16 protein-coding genes are annotated in these 17,344 nt (G+C 60.5%); 6 read left to right on the top strand and 10 right to left on the bottom strand.

Annotated features, from left to right (window positions below; genetic code table 11):
• The first annotated feature begins 65 nt into the window (after positions 1–65).
• The 5 genes from mnmC to CX511_RS07320 all read left to right on the top strand — a co-directional run bounded on the left by mnmC (position 66) and on the right by CX511_RS07320 (position 7,186).
• A complete protein-coding gene (mnmC, locus tag CX511_RS07340; protein ID WP_101293058.1) occupies positions 66–2,054 on the top strand; it encodes a bifunctional tRNA (5-methylaminomethyl-2-thiouridine)(34)-methyltransferase MnmC2/FAD-dependent 5-carboxymethylaminomethyl-2-thiouridine(34) oxidoreductase MnmC1 in 1,989 nt (662 codons plus the stop codon).
• Positions 2,055–2,157: 103 nt separating this feature from the next.
• On the top strand, positions 2,158–3,945 hold the full coding sequence (locus CX511_RS07335) for an N-acetylglutaminylglutamine amidotransferase (RefSeq protein ID WP_101293059.1): 1,788 nt from the start codon (positions 2,158–2,160) through the stop codon (positions 3,943–3,945).
• Between the two features lie 3 nt (positions 3,946–3,948).
• On the top strand, positions 3,949–5,694 hold the full coding sequence (gene ngg, locus CX511_RS07330; RefSeq protein WP_045180110.1) for an N-acetylglutaminylglutamine synthetase: 1,746 nt from the start codon (positions 3,949–3,951) through the stop codon (positions 5,692–5,694).
• Between the two features lie 14 nt (positions 5,695–5,708).
• Positions 5,709–6,893, top strand: coding sequence for an osmoprotectant NAGGN system M42 family peptidase (locus CX511_RS07325; RefSeq protein WP_045180112.1), 1,185 nt, complete (start codon positions 5,709–5,711; stop codon positions 6,891–6,893).
• Between the two features lie 65 nt (positions 6,894–6,958).
• Positions 6,959–7,186 (top strand): YheU family protein, encoded by a 228-nt coding sequence (locus CX511_RS07320; protein WP_045180206.1) that lies wholly within the window; start codon positions 6,959–6,961, stop codon positions 7,184–7,186.
• On the opposite strand, the gene csrA is transcribed toward CX511_RS07320, so the two are convergent.
• From csrA to CX511_RS07305, 3 genes are all read right to left on the bottom strand, one after another.
• Positions 7,187–7,369: a carbon storage regulator CsrA gene (csrA, locus tag CX511_RS07315; RefSeq protein WP_045180114.1), complete on the bottom strand. Its 183-nt coding sequence runs from the start codon at positions 7,367–7,369 to the stop codon at positions 7,187–7,189.
• Positions 7,370–7,494: 125 nt separating this feature from the next.
• Positions 7,495–7,827 (bottom strand): YnfA family protein, encoded by a 333-nt coding sequence (locus CX511_RS07310; protein ID WP_045180208.1) that lies wholly within the window; start codon positions 7,825–7,827, stop codon positions 7,495–7,497.
• A gap of 157 nt (positions 7,828–7,984) precedes the next feature.
• Entirely contained in the window at positions 7,985–8,797 is an 813-nt protein-coding gene (locus tag CX511_RS07305) for an SDR family oxidoreductase (protein WP_045180115.1), read from the bottom strand.
• Positions 8,798–9,028: 231 nt separating this feature from the next.
• On the opposite strand from CX511_RS07305, the gene CX511_RS07300 reads away from it, so the two are divergent.
• Entirely contained in the window at positions 9,029–9,181 is a 153-nt protein-coding gene (locus CX511_RS07300) for a DUF3309 family protein (RefSeq protein WP_045180117.1), read from the top strand.
• Between the two features lie 70 nt (positions 9,182–9,251).
• Here CX511_RS07300 and CX511_RS07295 read toward each other — a convergent pair whose 3' ends face one another.
• The 7 genes from CX511_RS07295 to CX511_RS07265 all read right to left on the bottom strand — a co-directional run bounded on the left by CX511_RS07295 (position 9,252) and on the right by CX511_RS07265 (position 17,209).
• Entirely contained in the window at positions 9,252–9,878 is a 627-nt protein-coding gene (locus tag CX511_RS07295) for a response regulator transcription factor (RefSeq protein WP_045180119.1), read from the bottom strand.
• 28 nt (positions 9,879–9,906) lie between these two features.
• Positions 9,907–10,911, bottom strand: coding sequence for a hypothetical protein (locus CX511_RS07290; RefSeq protein ID WP_231353378.1), 1,005 nt, complete (start codon positions 10,909–10,911; stop codon positions 9,907–9,909).
• Positions 10,912–11,111: 200 nt separating this feature from the next.
• Positions 11,112–11,846, bottom strand: coding sequence for a fimbrial biogenesis chaperone (locus CX511_RS07285; protein WP_101293060.1), 735 nt, complete (start codon positions 11,844–11,846; stop codon positions 11,112–11,114).
• Positions 11,847–11,975: 129 nt separating this feature from the next.
• The gene (locus tag CX511_RS07280) at positions 11,976–14,471 is read right to left on the bottom strand and encodes a TcfC E-set like domain-containing protein (protein ID WP_101293061.1); all 2,496 of its coding nucleotides are present in this window, start codon (positions 14,469–14,471) and stop codon (positions 11,976–11,978) included.
• Between the two features lie 96 nt (positions 14,472–14,567).
• Positions 14,568–15,047, bottom strand: a complete 480-nt coding sequence (locus CX511_RS07275; RefSeq protein ID WP_045180125.1) for a CS1 type fimbrial major subunit — start codon at positions 15,045–15,047, stop codon at positions 14,568–14,570.
• A 195-nt stretch (positions 15,048–15,242) separates the two neighbouring features.
• Positions 15,243–16,901 (bottom strand): cation acetate symporter, encoded by a 1,659-nt coding sequence (locus CX511_RS07270; RefSeq protein ID WP_045180127.1) that lies wholly within the window; start codon positions 16,899–16,901, stop codon positions 15,243–15,245.
• Positions 16,898–17,209, bottom strand: a complete 312-nt coding sequence (locus CX511_RS07265; protein ID WP_045180129.1) for a DUF485 domain-containing protein — start codon at positions 17,207–17,209, stop codon at positions 16,898–16,900. Before CX511_RS07265 ends, CX511_RS07270 begins: the two co-directional genes overlap by 4 nt.
• Positions 17,210–17,344 lie beyond the last annotated feature (135 nt).

Genomic DNA, 17,344 nt, shown 5'->3' with positions numbered 1-17,344 from the left:
AGCGGATCCGGGTAGACTTTGTCCGGGTAAGCTAAAATGCCGCTCTAGACATGCCTGAGCCGACCATGACCGAAGTAACCCATTACGCCCAGATCGACTGGGACGACCAGGGCCGCCCCCACTCACGCCAGTTCGATGACATTTACTTCTCCAAGGATCAAAGCCTGGAAGAGACCCGTCATGTGTTCATTGAGCAGAACAATCTACGCCAGCGTTTCAGTACGATGGCCCCCGGCCAGTGCTTGGTGATTGGTGAAACCGGCTTTGGCACAGGGCTGAACTTCTTCTGTGCCTGGCAACTGTTCAGCGCCTGTGCCAGCGCCGAATCGCGCCTGCATTTCATCAGTGTGGAAAAGTACCCGCTCAGCCACGATGACCTGACCCGCGCCCTGGCCCTGTGGCCAGAGCTGGCGCCTTTCAGTAGCCAACTGCTGGCGCAATACGTGGCAGTGCATGACGGCTTCCAGACGTTCGTTTTCGATCAGGGCCGGGTACGCCTGACGCTGATCATCGGCGATGTGCTGGAGCAGTTGCCACAGCTCGATGCTCAGGTCGATGCCTGGTTCCTCGACGGTTTTGCCCCGGCCAAGAACCCACAGATGTGGACCCCGGAACTGTTCACCGAGGTCGGGCGGCTGTCGGCCGCCAATGCGACTCTGGGTACCTTCACCAGCACCGGCTGGGTGCGCCGCGGGCTGATCGCTGTGGGCTTCGAGATGAAGCGCATTCCTGGTATCGGCAAGAAGTGGGAGATCCTGCGTGGCGCCTTCCAAGGTCGGCCCGCTGAGCTTGCGTTGCCATCGCCCGTTCCTTGGTTCGCCCGCCCCGCTACCCTGCCCGGCCCGCGCCAGGCCCTGGTCATCGGCGCGGGGTTGGCCGGTTGCGCCACGGCGGCGAGCCTGGCGGCGCGCGGCTGGCAGGTACAGGTGCTGGAACGCCATGCGACGCCAGCGGCGGAAGCGTCGGGGAACCCGCAAGGGGTGCTCTACCTCAAGCTTTCTGCTCATGGCACCGCCTTGTCACGTTTGATCCTCAGTGGTTTCGGCTACACCCGCCGCTTGCTTGAGGCGCTGCAACGTGGGCGCGACTGGGATGGCTGTGGGGTCTTGCAACTGGCCTTCGATGCCAAGGAGGACCAACGCCAGACGCTGCTGGCCGAAGCCTTCAACCCACAGTTGTTGCAACGCCTGAACCGTGAGCAAGCCGAGTCCGTAGCTGGGGTAAGCCTGGCCAGCGGCGGTCTGTACTATCCCGAAGGGGGCTGGGTCCATCCACCGGCCTTGTGCCAGGCACAACTGCAGCACCCCAACATCACCTTGCGGACCCACCATCAGGTGCTGGAGCTGCGCAAGGTCGACGGCCTTTGGCAGGCCTGGGAAAGCGACAAGCTGCTGGCTAGCGCACCGCTGGTGGTACTGGCCACTGCCGCCGAGATTCAGCGCTTCGAGCCCTGCGCGAACCTGCCGCTAAAGCGTATTCGCGGTCAGGTCACCCGCCTGCCCGCCACGGCGCAAAGCCAGGCCTTGGACTGCGTGGTGTGCGCCGAAGGATATGTCGCGCCGCCGCGTGAGGGCGAACATACCCTGGGTGCCAGCTTCGACTTTCACAACATCGACCTCACCCCGACGGCCGGCGAACACATCGGCAACCTGGCCCTGCTTGAAGAAATTTCCAGCGACCTGGCCGAGCGCCTGAACGCCCACCAGATTGATCCGCACACCTTGCAGGGCCGCGCCGCCTTCCGCTGTACCAGCCCTGATTACCTGCCGATCGTCGGCCCGCTGGCCGACTGCCAGGCATTCGCGCAGTGCTATGCGGTGCTGGCCAAGGATGCCCGGCAACTACCAGACACTCCCTGCCCTTGGCTCGAAGGCCTGTACATCAACAGCGGGCATGGATCGCGCGGGCTGATTACCGCCCCCTTGTCCGGTGAATTGATCGCCGCCTGGGCCGACAACGCCCCCTTGCCGCTACCACGAAGTGTCGCTGAGGCCTGCCACCCGAATCGCTTCATGCTGCGCGAGTTGATACGCGGCAAGGGCAAGCGGAGTTAACTGCTTATAACCGATCGATCTAAAACTCTCACGATCCGCACCGGTCAGTTTCCTTGTGCCTGTGTATTGGCACCTTCCCCAACGGCAAAACCGGTAAGGACTTATGTGCGGATTAGCTGGAGAGTTTCGTTTCACCCCTGTAGAACACCCATCACGACCGGCAGACCTCGCCGCAGTCGAGCGAATAACCCATCACCTGGCACCTCGCGGCCCCGATGCCTGGGGCTTTCATAGCCAGGGCCCGATTGCCCTGGGCCATCGTCGGCTGAAAATCATGGACCTGTCCGATGGCTCGGCGCAGCCAATGGTCGACAATCAGTTGGGCCTGTCCCTGGCCTTCAACGGCGCCATCTACAACTTCCCGGAACTGCGCCGTGAGCTGGAAAGCCTGGGCTACGCCTTCTATTCCGAGGGCGACACGGAAGTGCTGCTCAAGGGCTACCACGCCTGGGGCGCCGAGCTGCTACCGCGCCTGAACGGCATGTTCGCCTTGGCGATCTGGGAGCGTGACAGTCAACAGCTGTTTCTCGCCCGCGACCGCCTGGGCGTCAAACCGCTGTACTTGTCGCGCAACGGCGAGCGCTTACGCTTCGCCTCAAGCCTGCCGGCTCTGCTGCAAGGTGGCGACATCAACCCGATGCTCGACCCGGTAGCCCTCAACCACTACCTGAATTTTCACGCCGTGGTGCCCGCACCGCGTACGTTGCTGGCCAATGTCGAGAAGCTGCCTCCGGCCACCTGGATGCGTGTCGATGCTCAGGGCCGGGTTGAACAACAGGTCTGGTGGCAGCTGCATTACGGGCCGCGCTCCGATGAACACGACCTGAGCCTGGAAGACTGGCGTGACCGGGTCCTGGAGAGCACCCGCGAGGCCGTGGCGATCCGCCAACGAGCCGCGGTGGATGTCGGCGTGCTGCTCTCCGGTGGGGTTGATTCGAGCCTGCTCGTCGGCCTCTTGCGCGAAGTCGGTGTCGAGGATCTGTCGACCTTCTCCATTGGCTTCGAGGATGCCGGTGGCGAACGCGGTGATGAGTTCCAGTATTCCGATCTGATCGCTCGCCACTACGGCACCCAACATCACCAACTGCGTATTGACGAACGAGAGATCATCGAGCAACTGCCAGCAGCGTTCCGCGCCATGAGCGAACCGATGGTCAGCCACGACTGCATCGCGTTCTACCTGTTGTCCCGCGAAGTGGCCAAGCACTGCAAAGTGGTGCAAAGCGGCCAAGGCGCTGACGAGTTGTTCGCCGGTTATCACTGGTACCCGCAGGTAGACGGTGCGCAGAACCCTTATGGCGCCTACCGCGATGCCTTCTTCGACCGCAGTTATGACGACTACGCCGCCACCGTCCAGCAGCCATGGCGACTCGATCACGACGCCGCCGGCGACTTTGTCCGCCAGCACTTTGCCCAACCAGGTGCGAGCGCGGCGGTGGACAAGGCGCTGCGCCTGGACAGCACGGTGATGTTGGTCGACGACCCGGTCAAACGGGTCGACAACATGACCATGGCCTGGGGCCTGGAAGCACGCACGCCGTTTCTCGACTACCGCCTGGTGGAGCTGTCGGCGCGTATTCCGGGGCGTTTCAAGCTGCCTGACGGCGGCAAACAGGTGCTCAAGGAAGCGGCGCGTCTGGTCATCCCCAGTGAAGTCATCGACCGCAAGAAAGGTTACTTCCCGGTGCCTGGCCTCAAACACCTGCAAGGGGCAACGCTGGACTGGGTGCGCGAACTGCTGCTGGACCCCAGCCAGGACCGCGGCTTGTTCGAACCGGCGGCACTGGACCGCCTGCTCAGTGATCCCCATGGCCAGCTGACACCGCTGCGCGGCTCGAAACTCTGGCAACTGGCAGCCTTGAACCTGTGGCTCAGCGAACAAGGAATCTGACCGATGAAAGCCCACGCATCACCTTATGGGCAGCGACTGGTTCGCGGCCAGGTACCGTCCTACGAGCGCTTGCAAGCGCAACTGGCCGGCGACGGTAGCGAGCCTCACGACCAGCCGCGTTCTTTGCATTGCGGCTGGGGGCGCTTGCTGATCGGCCACACCTACCCAGATCCGGCAAGCCTGGCCAATGCCCTGCAAGACGAACGACCCGGCGAGCGTGACATCGCCCTGTATGTCGCGGCGCCGCAGCAAGTGCTGGCCCAGGCGCCACAGCAGCTGTTCCTCGACCCCTCCGACACCCTGCGCCTGTGGTTCAGCGACTACCGCCCGGCGCAGCGGGTGTTTCGTGGCTTTCGTATCCGTCGCGCGCAGAGTGACAGCGACTGGCAGGCGATCAATGCCTTGTACCTGGCCCGAGGCATGTTGCCCATCGACCCGGCGCTGCTGACCCCGCGCCACCTCGGTGGCCCGGTGTACTGGCTGGCCGAAGACGAAGACAGTGGCGCGGTGATTGGCACTGTCATGGGCCTGAATCATCACAAGGCCTTTTCCGACCCCGAGCATGGCAGCAGCCTCTGGTGCCTGGCGGTAGACCCACACTGTACCCGGCCAGGGGTCGGCGAAGTGCTGGTGCGGCACTTGATCGAGCACTTCATGAGCCGCGGCCTTAGCTGCCTGGACCTGTCGGTGTTGCACGACAATCGCCAGGCTAAACGCCTGTATGCCAAGCTCGGTTTTCGCACCCTGCCGACCTTCGCGATCAAGCGCAAGAACGGCATCAACCAACCACTGTTCCTGGGGCCTGGGCCTGAAGCCGGGCTCAACCCCTACGCCCGGATCATCGTCGAAGAGGCTTACCGGCGTGGCATCGATGTACAGGTCGATGACGCCGAGAGCGGGCTGTTCACTTTAAGCCTGGGCGGACGGCGGGTGCGTTGCCGCGAATCTCTCAGTGATCTGACCAGCGCCGTGAGCATGACCCTATGCCAGGACAAAAGCCTGACCCACAACGTACTGAAGAACGCCGGGCTGCAACTGCCGGCGCAGCAATTGGCCGGCAATGCCGACGATAACCTGGCGTTTCTCGAAGACCACGGCGCAGTCGTGGTCAAGCCGCTGAATGGCGAGCAGGGTCAAGGGGTGGCGGTGAACCTGACCAGCCTTGAAGCGATCAGCCAGGCCGTGGACAACGCTCGGCGCTTCGACAGCCGAGTGCTGCTGGAAAGTTTCCATGAGGGCCTGGACTTGCGCATCGTGGTCATCGGCTTTGAGGTCGTCGCGGCCGCCATTCGCCACCCGGCGCAGATCGTCGGTGACGGCCAGCACGCCGTTGGTGCCTTGATTGAAGCGCAAAGCCGCCGACGCCAGGCCGCTACCGACGGCGAAAGCCGCATCCCGCTGGATGAGGAAACCCAGCGCACCCTGCACGGTGCTGGCGTCGATTACGACAGCGTACTACCTGCGGGCCAGCGCCTGACTGTACGGCGCACCGCCAATCTGCACACCGGTGGATGCCTGGAGGACGTCACTGAGCGCCTGCACCCGCAGTTGGTTGATGCCGCTGTGCGCGCCGCCCGCGCTCTCGATATTCCCGTGGTCGGCCTCGATCTGATGGTCAAGGCCGCCGATCAGCCCGAACACGTGTTCATTGAAGCCAATGAACGCGTCGGCCTGGCCAACCACGAACCGCAACCCACTGCCGAACGCTTCGTCGACCTGCTGTTCCCACACAGCAAACTGACGCCATGAGCACAGGAGGCCGCATGCCCGAACAATGCCCGGAACCCGATCTCAATTATCTGCAGAAAGTCTTGCTGGAGATGCTCGCCATTCCCAGCCCTACCGGTTTTACCGACACCATCGTGCGCTATGTCGCCGAACGCCTGGAAGAGCTAGGCATCCCCTTCGAACTGACTCGTCGCGGCACCATCCGCGCCACCCTCAAAGGACGCAAGAGCTCACCGGACCGCGCCGTCTCGGCCCACCTGGACACCATCGGCGCCAGCGTGCGGGCGATTCAGGACAACGGCCGGCTGTCGCTGGCGCCGGTAGGTTGCTGGTCCAGCCGCTTCGCCGAAGGCAGCCGAGTCAGTGTTTTCACCGATAACGGCGTGCTGCGTGGCAGCGTCCTACCGTTGATGGCCAGCGGGCACGCCTACAACACCGCCATTGACCAGATGCCAGTGAGCTGGGAACACATTGAACTGCGTCTGGATGCCTACTGCGCAACCCGTGCCGATTGCCAATCACTGGGCATCGATATCGGTGACTTCGTCGCCTTCGACCCTCTGCCGGAGTTCACCGAAAGCGGTCACATCAGTGCCCGTCACCTGGATGACAAAGCCGGTGTGGCGGCGCTGCTGGCATCACTCAAAGCCGTGGTCGACAGCGGCGCCCAGCCATTGATTGACTGCCACCCGCTGTTCACCATCACCGAAGAAACCGGCTCTGGCGCTGCTGCCGCCCTGCCCTGGGATGTCAGCGAGTTTGTCGGCATCGACATCGCCCCGGTCGCGCCAGGACAACACTCCAGCGAGCATGCCGTCAGCGTGGCCATGCAAGACTCGGCCGGCCCTTACGACTATCACCTGTCGCGCCATCTGCTGAAGCTGGCCCGTGACAACGAACTGCCGGCGCGCCGCGATGTGTTTCGCTACTACTTCAGCGACGCCCACTCGGCGATCACCGCCGGTCACGACATCCGCACCGCGCTGCTGGCCTTTGGTTGCGATGCCACCCACGGTTATGAACGAACCCATATCGACAGCCTGGCAGCCCTGAGCCGCCTGCTCACCGCCTACTTGCTCAGCCCGCCGGTGTTTGCCAGCGACTCCCACGCTACGGGCAGTTCGCTGGAAAGCTTCAGCCATCAGCTTGAACACGACGCGCAGATGGAAACCGAAACCCGTGTGCCCGCGGTCGACAGCCTGGTCGGCAACAAGCACTAGCGCCTACACAGTCAGGACAGGTTTCGCGTAGCATGGGTACTCATTTCGCCAAGCCTGTCCTGTTTATGCTGATTCCCTACGACCAACTGGAAGCCGAAACCCTCACCCGCCTGATCGAGGACTTCGTCACCCGCGACGGTACCGACAACGGCGACGACACCCCGCTGGAAACCCGCGTACTACGCGTACGCCAAGCCCTGGCCAAGCAGCAGGCGTTCATCCTCTTTGACCTTGAAAGCCAGCAATGTCAGCTGCTGGCCAAGCACGACGTGCCCAAAGAACTGTTCGACTGATCACTCCGTCCCCTTGCCCGCCAGCTCGGCAATACGCCGATAGATTTCTGCTCGATGCACCTCGATTTCGCGCGGTGCGCTGATACCGAAGCGCACCACATTGCCCTCTACCGAGAGCACCTTGACCTTGATGTGCTCATCAATGGCGATCACCTCACCGACTTCGCGGCCGATCACTAACATGCTCCGATCCTCCCCAATACTGAGAGTTCGGAGACTGCACGGGGTGTCAGAGCGCTTCAATACTCAGCCAATCAAATAGACCGATCCCACTTCTACCGACGAATTTGCCTACAGATTTTCGCTTTTTATGCACTCTGCAGGCGTGGTCCCAGCACAATGATGCTGGCCCCCAGCACACACAGCAAGGCGCCGATCCAGTCGCTGCCCAATGGCCGCGCGCGTTCGATCACAGCCAGCCACAGCAATGACGTGACGATATAGATACCACCATAGGCGGCATAGGCGCGTCCGGCGTAGGCGGCCTCGACGCGGGTGAGGATCAATGCGAACAGGGTCAGGCTGAGCAACGCCGGGGCAATCCACCAGCCGCTCTTGCCTAGCCGCAGCCACATGTAAAAGGCATAGCAACCGGCGATCTCGAAGACCGCCGCGAGGAAAAACCACAGGTAATTGATCACACCAGCCATCCCGGTCCAGTTATAAAGGGCCTAGGTTAACCGATTGGATGTATACCGAACCTGTGGAAGCTGGCCTTGCCAGCGATGCAAACACCGCGCTAGCGCTGGCACCACTCCGCCCCCATCGCCAGCAAGACTGACTCCCCCTCTGCATCGTCTAGGAAGCCGGTTTGGCTTTGGCGCGCATTTTCTCCGCCATCGTCGCCATCTCGTCGTAGATCATCTGTGGATTGCGCTGCTTGAGTTGCCAGGCGTTACGCCCCAGTTCATGCGGCAGGATCAGGAACTGACCCTCTGCGACCTGCTCGAAAATGTACTCGGCAATATCGGCAGCACTGATCGGCGAGCTTTCCAACAGCTTGCCGACCTGAGCCTTCATCGCCGGGGTCGGGCCGCGGAACGAGTCGAGCAAGTTGGTCTGAAAGAACGAGGGGCAGACCACATGCACCGCGACTTCCTGCTGGCGTAACTCGATCAGTAGGCTCTCCGACAGTGCCAAAACGCCAGCCTTGGCCACGTTGTAGTTACTCATTGCCGGCCCCTGCATCAACGCCGCCATTGAGGCGATGTTGATGATCCGGCCTTTACTGCGTTCAAGCATCGGCAGGAAGGCCTTGCAACCCTTGACCACACCCATCAGGTTGATCGACAGCTGCCACTCCCAGTCTTCCAGCGACAGTTCAGAGAAGAAGCCGCCCGAGGCCACCCCGGCGTTGTTGACGATGACATCGATACCGCCAAACTTCTCTTCGCAGGCCTGGGCCAGTGCAGTGAGCTGACTGTAGTCGCGCACGTCGCAGCGTTGCACAAAGCCTTGGCCACCCGCCTCTTTGACCAGTGCCAGGGTGTCCTTCAGGCCCGCCTCATTGACATCCGCCAACGCCAGTTGCCAGCCCTCGCGTGCCCAGCGCAGCGCGATCTCGCGGCCCAGCCCGGAGCCTGCGCCAGTAATCATCATGCGGTTTTGCATAGCCGGATGCCTTATACGGTTCTGGAAAGTTAGCGCCAGTGTAGCGAAGGCATGTGCCGTACCCACCCTGTATCAGGATGCTGAATAGCCCAGGCAAACAGTGGTGAAACCGGTTTATTAAACTTTTCGTCGAGAACAGGAGTCGGAATTAACAGGCGGACATGATTCACGTGGCCGAACAGCAGGATTGAACCGAAACGCCTACCCCTCAAGCCAAACAAGGATACTGCCATGGGCACCATACTCATCATCATTCTGATACTGCTGTTGATTGGTGGCTTACCTGTCTTCCCGCACTCCAGAAGTTGGGGCTATGGCCCGTCCGGTGTCATCGGTGTGGTGCTGGTGGTCCTGCTGGTGCTGCTTTTGCTCGGCATGATATGACCCAGGCGCTACCTGTAGGACCCCGCTTACGCAGTCTTCTACAGGTAGCGCCACTCAAAAAGCGATCGGGTTATATCAACAGGTTGCGCCGTGCCAGATCAGCAAGATCGATCAGAGACTTGACCCTGAGTTTCTCGATCAAGCGCATCTTGTAGGTACTGATGGTCTTGTTGCTCAGCAGCATGGCTTCGCCGATTGCCTTGTTGCTCAAGCCACGAGCCAGCTGCTGCAGTATCAACACCTCACGGTCGCTCAAGCGGGCAATGCACTGTGCTTCGGTGGCCCGCAAATCCTGCTGATTGATCGAACTGAGCACCACCTCGGGGAAATAGGTATACCCGGACAACACCGCCCTGACAGCCTTGCTCAGCGCTCGCAAACCGTCGGTTTTTGATACATACCCGGCCGCGCCAGCCTGCATGCAGCGCAGGGAAAAGTAATCCGGCAACTGGGAGGTCAGCACCAGCACTTTGGCCGGCCGCTCCATGGCCCTGATGCGCATCATCACCTCCAGACCGTCCAGCCCCGGCATGGTGATATCCAGGATGACGATATCAGGTGACAGCTCGCGAGCATGACGCACGGCATCCACACCATTGTCCGCCTGGCCCGCAATTTCGATACGGTCCTGACGCAACAGCATGCAGACACTGGATCGAATGAAGGGGTGATCATCTACCACTAACGCTCTATACATGGTCCTTCCTCACTGGAAATTCGGCGTCCTACAACTCTGCATCGAATACCACTGTCACCTGACCTGTGTAGGTACTGCCGGGGTGGGCGAGCATGCTGCCGACGTCGTCACGTGCTACCTCGAAGTGCAGTTGGCCTGCTCGGTTAAGGGTGGGTGTCGCGGCCTCAAATTGCAGGGCAGCGGACCGACCAGTAGGCAATGCCAGTCGGTTGACCGTCGCCCCCCGGTGTTCAACGCCCGCCGGCAGGGTCAGTGCGATCGTCACAGGCACTTGATCGCTGTCGTCGTTACGGATACCACAGCGGTCGCCGTCCTCGTACTGACACTGTTTGTAGACCTTGAAGGGCCCGGTCGACCAGAGTCGAAACGGCAAGTCTCGGTAAAGTCGCCCAGGCCGGCGCCCACCGGTCAACCAAGCATTCCAACCGCCTTGAGGCTCCAGTACGGCGCGGTCCGAACCCGGCGGGAACTCGAAAATGAACGCGTGCTGAACGTCGAGTACAAAGTTGACAGTCAAACTGCCCCCGCTGAGTTCGGTGACGTCGTTGCCAAAATCAAAGTCGCCCCCAGGGCCGATGCTGTAGGTCTGGCTGCCGCGGTAAGTACCAGCCTTTAACCGGTAAGGCGGCGGAATGTCCATGGCATAAGCAACACTGGTTTCCAGAACGGTGGCGACTTCGACCCGCCCAACCGGCGCATTTTTGCCGTTGGCCCAGCATGCAACCGGTGATTGTGGGATACCTATGTCCCACAGATAAGTGACGATAGCGGGCCGGAACTGAGAAGTGCTCCCGACAAAACGGCAACCACTACTGATAACAGGCTGGTAAAGCGGGTGGTGATTCAGACTTGATGCCAGCACTTTCTGGCTGACTGCCGTCCACTCAAAAGTCATGCGCCGCGGCTCGCCGGTCTGCTCATGAAAAACATCGACCTCCCTGCGCCCTGGCAACTGCAGGAAGAACTCATCCCGCGAGTCGACCGCACCTTTAGTGGTCTTCTTGGAATAAGTGATGGGCAGGTTCACCGTCATTCTGTTTCTACAGGTAGCTGGCCAGCCCTGGCAAAGCCCGCCTGGCGGGGTTGTGTTCTCGAAGCGTCCCGAGCCACCACCGCGGTACTGCGCCGAAATCGTAACTTCCAAAGCCCCTGCTACAGGTGCCCCCCCTAACAGCACAAGGCCCAGCAGCAACCAGAAGCGTCGCCGTAGCGGCTGAGTCAACCTGCGAGCGCTCATCCCTTGAGCACCATAAGCTGATGGTTTTCCCCTTCATGCAGCTCGAACTGATGCACCTTGTCCGACTCACCGTCGAACTGCCGACTGCGCCCCGGTAGCAAGTGGTGTTTAGTGGCCGGTTCGCAAGCCTGGTTCGGGGTCGAACATTGGCGAAAATGGTCGAGCACTACGGTAGTGTTACCCTCGTTGACAACAGTCAGTTGACCGCCCTGACGCCGCACCGGCGTTTGGAAACGCACCTGACCAGGGCGCACGAACAACAGCGAGCCGTAGCCGGCCAAGAGATTGACGCCCGCCTTGAGCTGCTCGCGATACCGTTCAGCATCCTGCGCATCGACAGCAAAACCATCGCTACTTTCCGGCAACACCGGAATGAAGCGTAGGCGGAAGTAGCGTTCGCGATCCCGTGTACCGCGATACAGCACGCGCACAGCCTGTGTGCCTTGGGCCGGCACAATCAGGCGAGCCGGACTGGCCACTACCCCTCGTTGCGCTAGGGGTAAGCCGTCGGTGGCGACTTCGCGCGCGACACCCTGGTCGTCATAGACCAGCTCGGCGACGCTGACCTTGACGAAAGCGGTCGTGTCACCGTTGTTGCGTACGCGTTTGAGCAGCGTGCTCTTACCGCTGTCGAGATAATCGTACAGCGCGCCAACATTCAGTTCCGGCGCGGCCTGCGCAGAATGCGCCAACAACAGCAGAAGTAACACAATAGGTACATGGATATTCATCTTGTCAGTCTCCGTATGCGCGCATCGAGAGTATTACCGTGACGGGTGCCACCATCACGGCGACCCCAGCAGGATTTCTCCCAAAAAAAATTCAGAAATTTCCCATTAAGAGGTCACTCACGTTGAGCATCAGCCCTTATCCAGGGCGGCAGCAGTGCCTGCTGTGCGCGCCAGACTGGCCGGGGTGCACCGCTGATCACCGGCCAGTAGCACATCCCCCTCGCGCTCAAGGCGCTTGAGGTCGAAATTGAGCAGGCAGGCAGGCGAACCGCCCTGGCGGACTTCCAAGGTAGGCGTCGACTCACTCATTTCCACGGCGAAAAAGCCATCGGCCTCGGTGACACTGCGGCTCGCATGGTTGATCACCTGGGCGCCACGCATCGGCTGACCATGAGCATCAAACAGCTGCCCGATTACCGTCACCGTGCGCAATACGCGCAGTCGGCGGTACTCAATGCCACCTCTGTTGAGGTGATAGTCGAAACTGGAGGGCTGAATCACCGCCGCGACGGTATCGCTGCCTTCGAAATCAAACTGCACGTTGCCAGCTTTGTAGGCGGTTACCGGGATCAGATTGCGTCCAGGGTGCAAGCTGGCAGTATTGCCTTGCGGATCATCGGCATGCAGCTTGAGGTCCACGATGTCGCTCTCCACGTCTACGATCAGCCCCGCTTCATGGGGTAAATACTGGCCGCTTAGGGCGGCCTTACCGGCCCCCACGGCAAGCACGCTCTCCAGGTTCAGGCCCGCATTGAACTCGCCGTTGTAGGAGGAGCGCTGGAAATAAGCATCACCATGCATCACCTCGTTCTCAAACAGGCTCTCCCCCCCGACTCCGGCGCCGTAGCGGTCAGCCGTCGCATTCACTCCAAGCGTGCGCACTGCCCCCAAATCGACGTCCTGCTGGTAGGCCAGTGAAGCGTTCAGATCGCGCCCGCCATCGCGCGACGTGCGGGTGCCGAAGCTGGCTGCAACACGCCGTCCGCCGCTGCCCAAGCTCATGCTCAAATTGAGGTTGATACCACGGCTGCGCGCCTCGTCGGTGCCTGCGGTCCCCGGTCGATCAAACACTGACAGCCGCCAGTTGGCGTCAGAACCGAGCAGTCGACCGTAATACGACCATCCCAAATCGACACCCGCACCATCGCTGGCACCGCTGCTATGGGACAGGCGCAGGGTGACACTATTGCGCGGGTCGAGGCGGTGGTTGAGGGATAATGACGACTGGCTGACCGACTGTTCAAAAGGCCCTTGCCGGTAGGTACGCGGCCGCTCGAGAAAGGAACGACTGTGGCTGGCCACCAACGAACCTCTGTCATAGCTATGGATGGCCTGAACGTCGTAACCGGTGCCCTGCCCCTGACTTTGGAACAGATTGCCGTAGAGTTTGAAACGTTCACGCACATCCCAATCCAGCGAAGTACCGTATTGCATCGCCTCATCGATACGCTGCGTCGACAGACCAAGTATCGCCCGCGGATGCAGCATGTAGTTGGCCATCACACCAGCACTGAGGGTGTCTTCATGGTTACTGTCCCAGTTATTCAACAGGCTGCTCTGCTGGCCAAGGAACAGGTTGTAGCGCCAGGGTTTGTCGGTGCTGCGCCAGTTGGAGGGTTTGTAGATAAACGCCTGGTGGGTCGAGGACACCTGGCCGTCCTCGACCAGACGGATCTCCACCTCGTAAATACCACCTGGCAACACTCGGGTATCAAGCGTCTGCAAGCCCGGCTGGACCGGTTGACTGTTAATCAGTACTCCATTGCGGTAGACCTCCGCCACGGCCGGCCGGTCGGGGGTGACATAAATGGGCGTGGTACTTGGCGCACCGTTGTCGATCGCCAGGCTGTCGCTGCTACCGAACATCACGCCCAGGGTTGTGTCCGGGCTGCTGCCAAACAGGCGTGGCTGGCGAGTAAGTCCTTGAGCAGCAGGGGTGAAGTAGCCCAGGCGAAAGAAATGACTGTCAATCAGCCGTTCGCCATACAGTTGCTCAAGGTGATAGCGCGTTGACTGTGTGCTGTCGCTGCCCCGGTCTAGCTGGCCATCAGCCAAGGCCGTCCAATTACCCAGACTGCTTTGCCCTTGCAGACCATAGCGGCCACTGGAACCGTGATCGCCGCCGACCACGTTGAGCTGATTACGCAGCAGCAGCCCGTAACTGCCCTGTTCCGGCAAGCGGTGGTAGCGCTCGCCTTGCTCTGCGGACTCGGCCCGTTCGGTCAGCAGCGACAATTGTGAGTTGACCACGCTGTAGTGCACAGCGCGCAGACCGTCCGGACAAGCCTGGCGACAATCACCCAAGGGGTGACCGGCAGCCAGGCGCTCCTGCCAGCGCCGACGCACACTCGCCGGTTCAAGGCTTTCCTGAGTCTCGGTGAACGCGAGCAACTGCACACGCTCATCACGGCTGAGCACGACCATGGCATCGCCCAAATAACGACCATCGAGGTCGACACGCACGGCCAGTGGCACGTCGAAGAAGTGCTCTTCGAACTCCCGCGGCAAACCCTGAACCTGGCCCCGGCTACCCAGCACGCTGGACGCCGTCGAAGTGACCGGGACCAACAACAGGCAGGCGCACAGCCAGCTGATCGAAACGAAGAAGGTATGAGTAGTTGGCATGGTGTCGCTTACAGGCAATACCCGCCCTTGCCCACGGATCAACACCGCAGGGCAGGACAGGTAACAACGGATGAGTGAAAGGCTGGGCGACGCCTGTCAGGGAGCGGCGGTCTCGAACATCATGCTTACCAGCCCCTGATAGTTGCCCGGCTCATAGCCACCGGCACCCGCTGCCTGAGCGGCGACTTCAAAACCGATAACAGCGCCAGGGGCAGCCTGAGCGGCGCTGACAACTTCGGCAGTGGTAGTGGTTAGCACGGTGTCAGCCACCTTGACGTCCAGGCCGATACTGTCACTACCGCTGGCGACGACCGCAGGTGAAAGCAGGTAAGCGGAAATCGGGCCGATGGTGCTCTTGACCTGAAGCTGCTTACGGATCGGTTGTAGCTCGCTGCGGAACGAGTTCCAGGCCATTTCCTGCGGATCATTCATCCAGTTGCCGCCCACAGGTTCGACGTAGAAAGCATCGGTGGGTACCTGGGCGGTGATTTGAACCTGCTTCTCGATAGGATCGACGGCATAAGCCGAGCCGACGCTGAGCAGAGCCAGAGGGAGGGCAAGTAGCATACGTTTCACGAATCAATCTCCTTATAGGGTGAACGCTGAACGACGTTGCGTCGTCAACAAGGAGAATTATTCGTAAGTGACTACCCCCAAAAAATAGTACCGTTCCGACCAAACTTAGGAAATTTCCCAACGACCTCAAAGTGCCATTAGCGCAAAAGACAACGCCCCGGCTAGCGGGGCGTTGTCTGGTTACAGCTGGGTCAATCAGTGCGAAACCGCACCTGAAGCCCCCAGACCGGTTTGCGAGCGAACAAACTGCGGGAAGAACAGTGCACGTTCTTCATCAGCCGCCTTGGACTTGTCGGTGATCGAGAAGAACCAGATCCCGACAAAGGCGATGAGCATCGAGAACAGCGCTGGGTACTCGTACGGGTAGATGGCTTTCTCGTGACCGAGGATCTGCACCCAGATGGTCGGGCCAAGAATCATCAGCGCCACTGCACTGACCAGGCCCATCCAGCCACCAATCATGGCGCCACGGGTGGTCAGCTTCTTCCAGTACATCGAGAGCAGCAGTACCGGGAAGTTGCAGCTGGCCGCGATTGAGAACGCCAGGCCGACCATGAAGGCGATGTTCTGGCTTTCGAAGAGGATCCCCAGGCCGATAGCCAATACCGCGAGGGCGATGGTGGTGATCTTCGAGACGCGGATTTCATCCTTCTCGTTGGCCTTGCCTTTCTTGATCACGCTGGCGTACAGGTCGTGAGACACCGCCGAAGCACCAGCCAGGGTCAGGCCAGCCACTACCGCCAGGATGGTCGCGAACGCCACCGCCGAGATGAAGCCCAGGAACACACTGCCACCCACGGCGTTAGCCAGGTGCACTGCAGCCATGTTGTTACCACCAATCAGGGCGCCGGCAGCGTCCTTGAAGTCTGGGTTGGTGCTGACCAACAGGATCGCGCCAAAGCCGATGATGAAGGTCAGGATGTAGAAGTAGCCGATGAAGCCGGTCGCGTACAGCACGCTCTTACGCGCTTCTTTGGCATCGCTGACGGTGAAGAAGCGCATCAGGATGTGCGGCAGGCCAGCGGTACCGAACATCAGCGCCAGCCCCAAGGAGAAGGCCGAGATCGGGTCTTTGACCAGACCGCCCGGGCTCATGATCGCTTCACCTTTCGGGTGAACCTTGATGGCCTCGGAGAACAGTGCGTTGAAGTCGAAGTTGACGTGTTTCATCACCATCAGCGCCATGAAGCTGGCACCGGAGAGCAGCAGTACGGCCTTGATGATTTGCACCCAGGTAGTGGCCAGCATGCCGCCGAACAACACGTACATGCACATCAGGATACCGACCAGGATCACGGCAACGTGGTAGTCCAGACCGAACAGCAACTGAATCAGCTTGCCGGCACCAACCATTTGCGCGATCAGGTAGAACGCCACCACCACCAGCGAACCAGACGCCGACAAGGTGCGGATTTCTTTTTGCCCGAGGCGATAGGAGGCCACGTCAGCAAAGGTGTATTTACCCAGGTTACGCAGGCGTTCAGCAATCAGGAATAGAATGATCGGCCAGCCAACCAGGAAGCCGATCGAGTAGATCAAGCCGTCGTAGCCAGAGGTGAACACCAGGGCGGAAATACCCAGGAAGGACGCTGCCGACATGTAGTCACCGGCAATCGCCAAACCGTTCTGAAACCCGGTGATGCGTCCACCGGCGGCGTAGTAGTCGGAAGCGGACTTGTTACGTTTGGATGCCCAGTAGGTGATGCACAGGGTGGCACCGACGAAGGCGACGAACATAAGGATCGCCGCAACGTTCAAGGGTTGCTTGTGCACCTCGCCGGTGAGGGCGTCGGCGGCCCAGACGGCAGGTGCGAAAACGCCGAAGGCCAGGGTTGCCAGAAGACGCCGGATCATTGCTGTGCCTCCTTGAGAATCGCTTTGTTCATCTCATCGAACTCACCGTTGGCGCGACGCACATAAATGGCAGTGAGGACGAAGGCCGAGAGGATCAAGCCGACACCGAGAGGAATCCCCCAGGTAATCGACGAGTCAGGGCTGAGCTTGGCACCCAAAATTTGCGGGCCATAGGCGATCAACAGGATGAAAGCGGAGTAGAGGCCGAGCATGATCGCCGAGAGAATCCAGGCGAACCGTTCGCGTTTTGACACCAGCTCTTTGAACCGCGAGCTGTTTTGTATCGAGAGATAAATGCTGTCGTTCATTGTTTTTGTCCTCGCAGCACAGATTAGGTAGTACCCGCTCCACTTTATGCTGCCTTTGGACGCACTCCAGACGACCTTAGTCTTAGATGCAAAACTCTTTTACCGATTCGGTAACAGCCAGTAACGACAAGGGCT

The organism is Pseudomonas sp. S06B 330 (assembly GCF_002845275.2).
GTDB lineage: Bacteria > Pseudomonadota > Gammaproteobacteria > Pseudomonadales > Pseudomonadaceae > Aquipseudomonas.
This window is presented reverse-complemented; position numbering and strand designations above follow the sequence as displayed.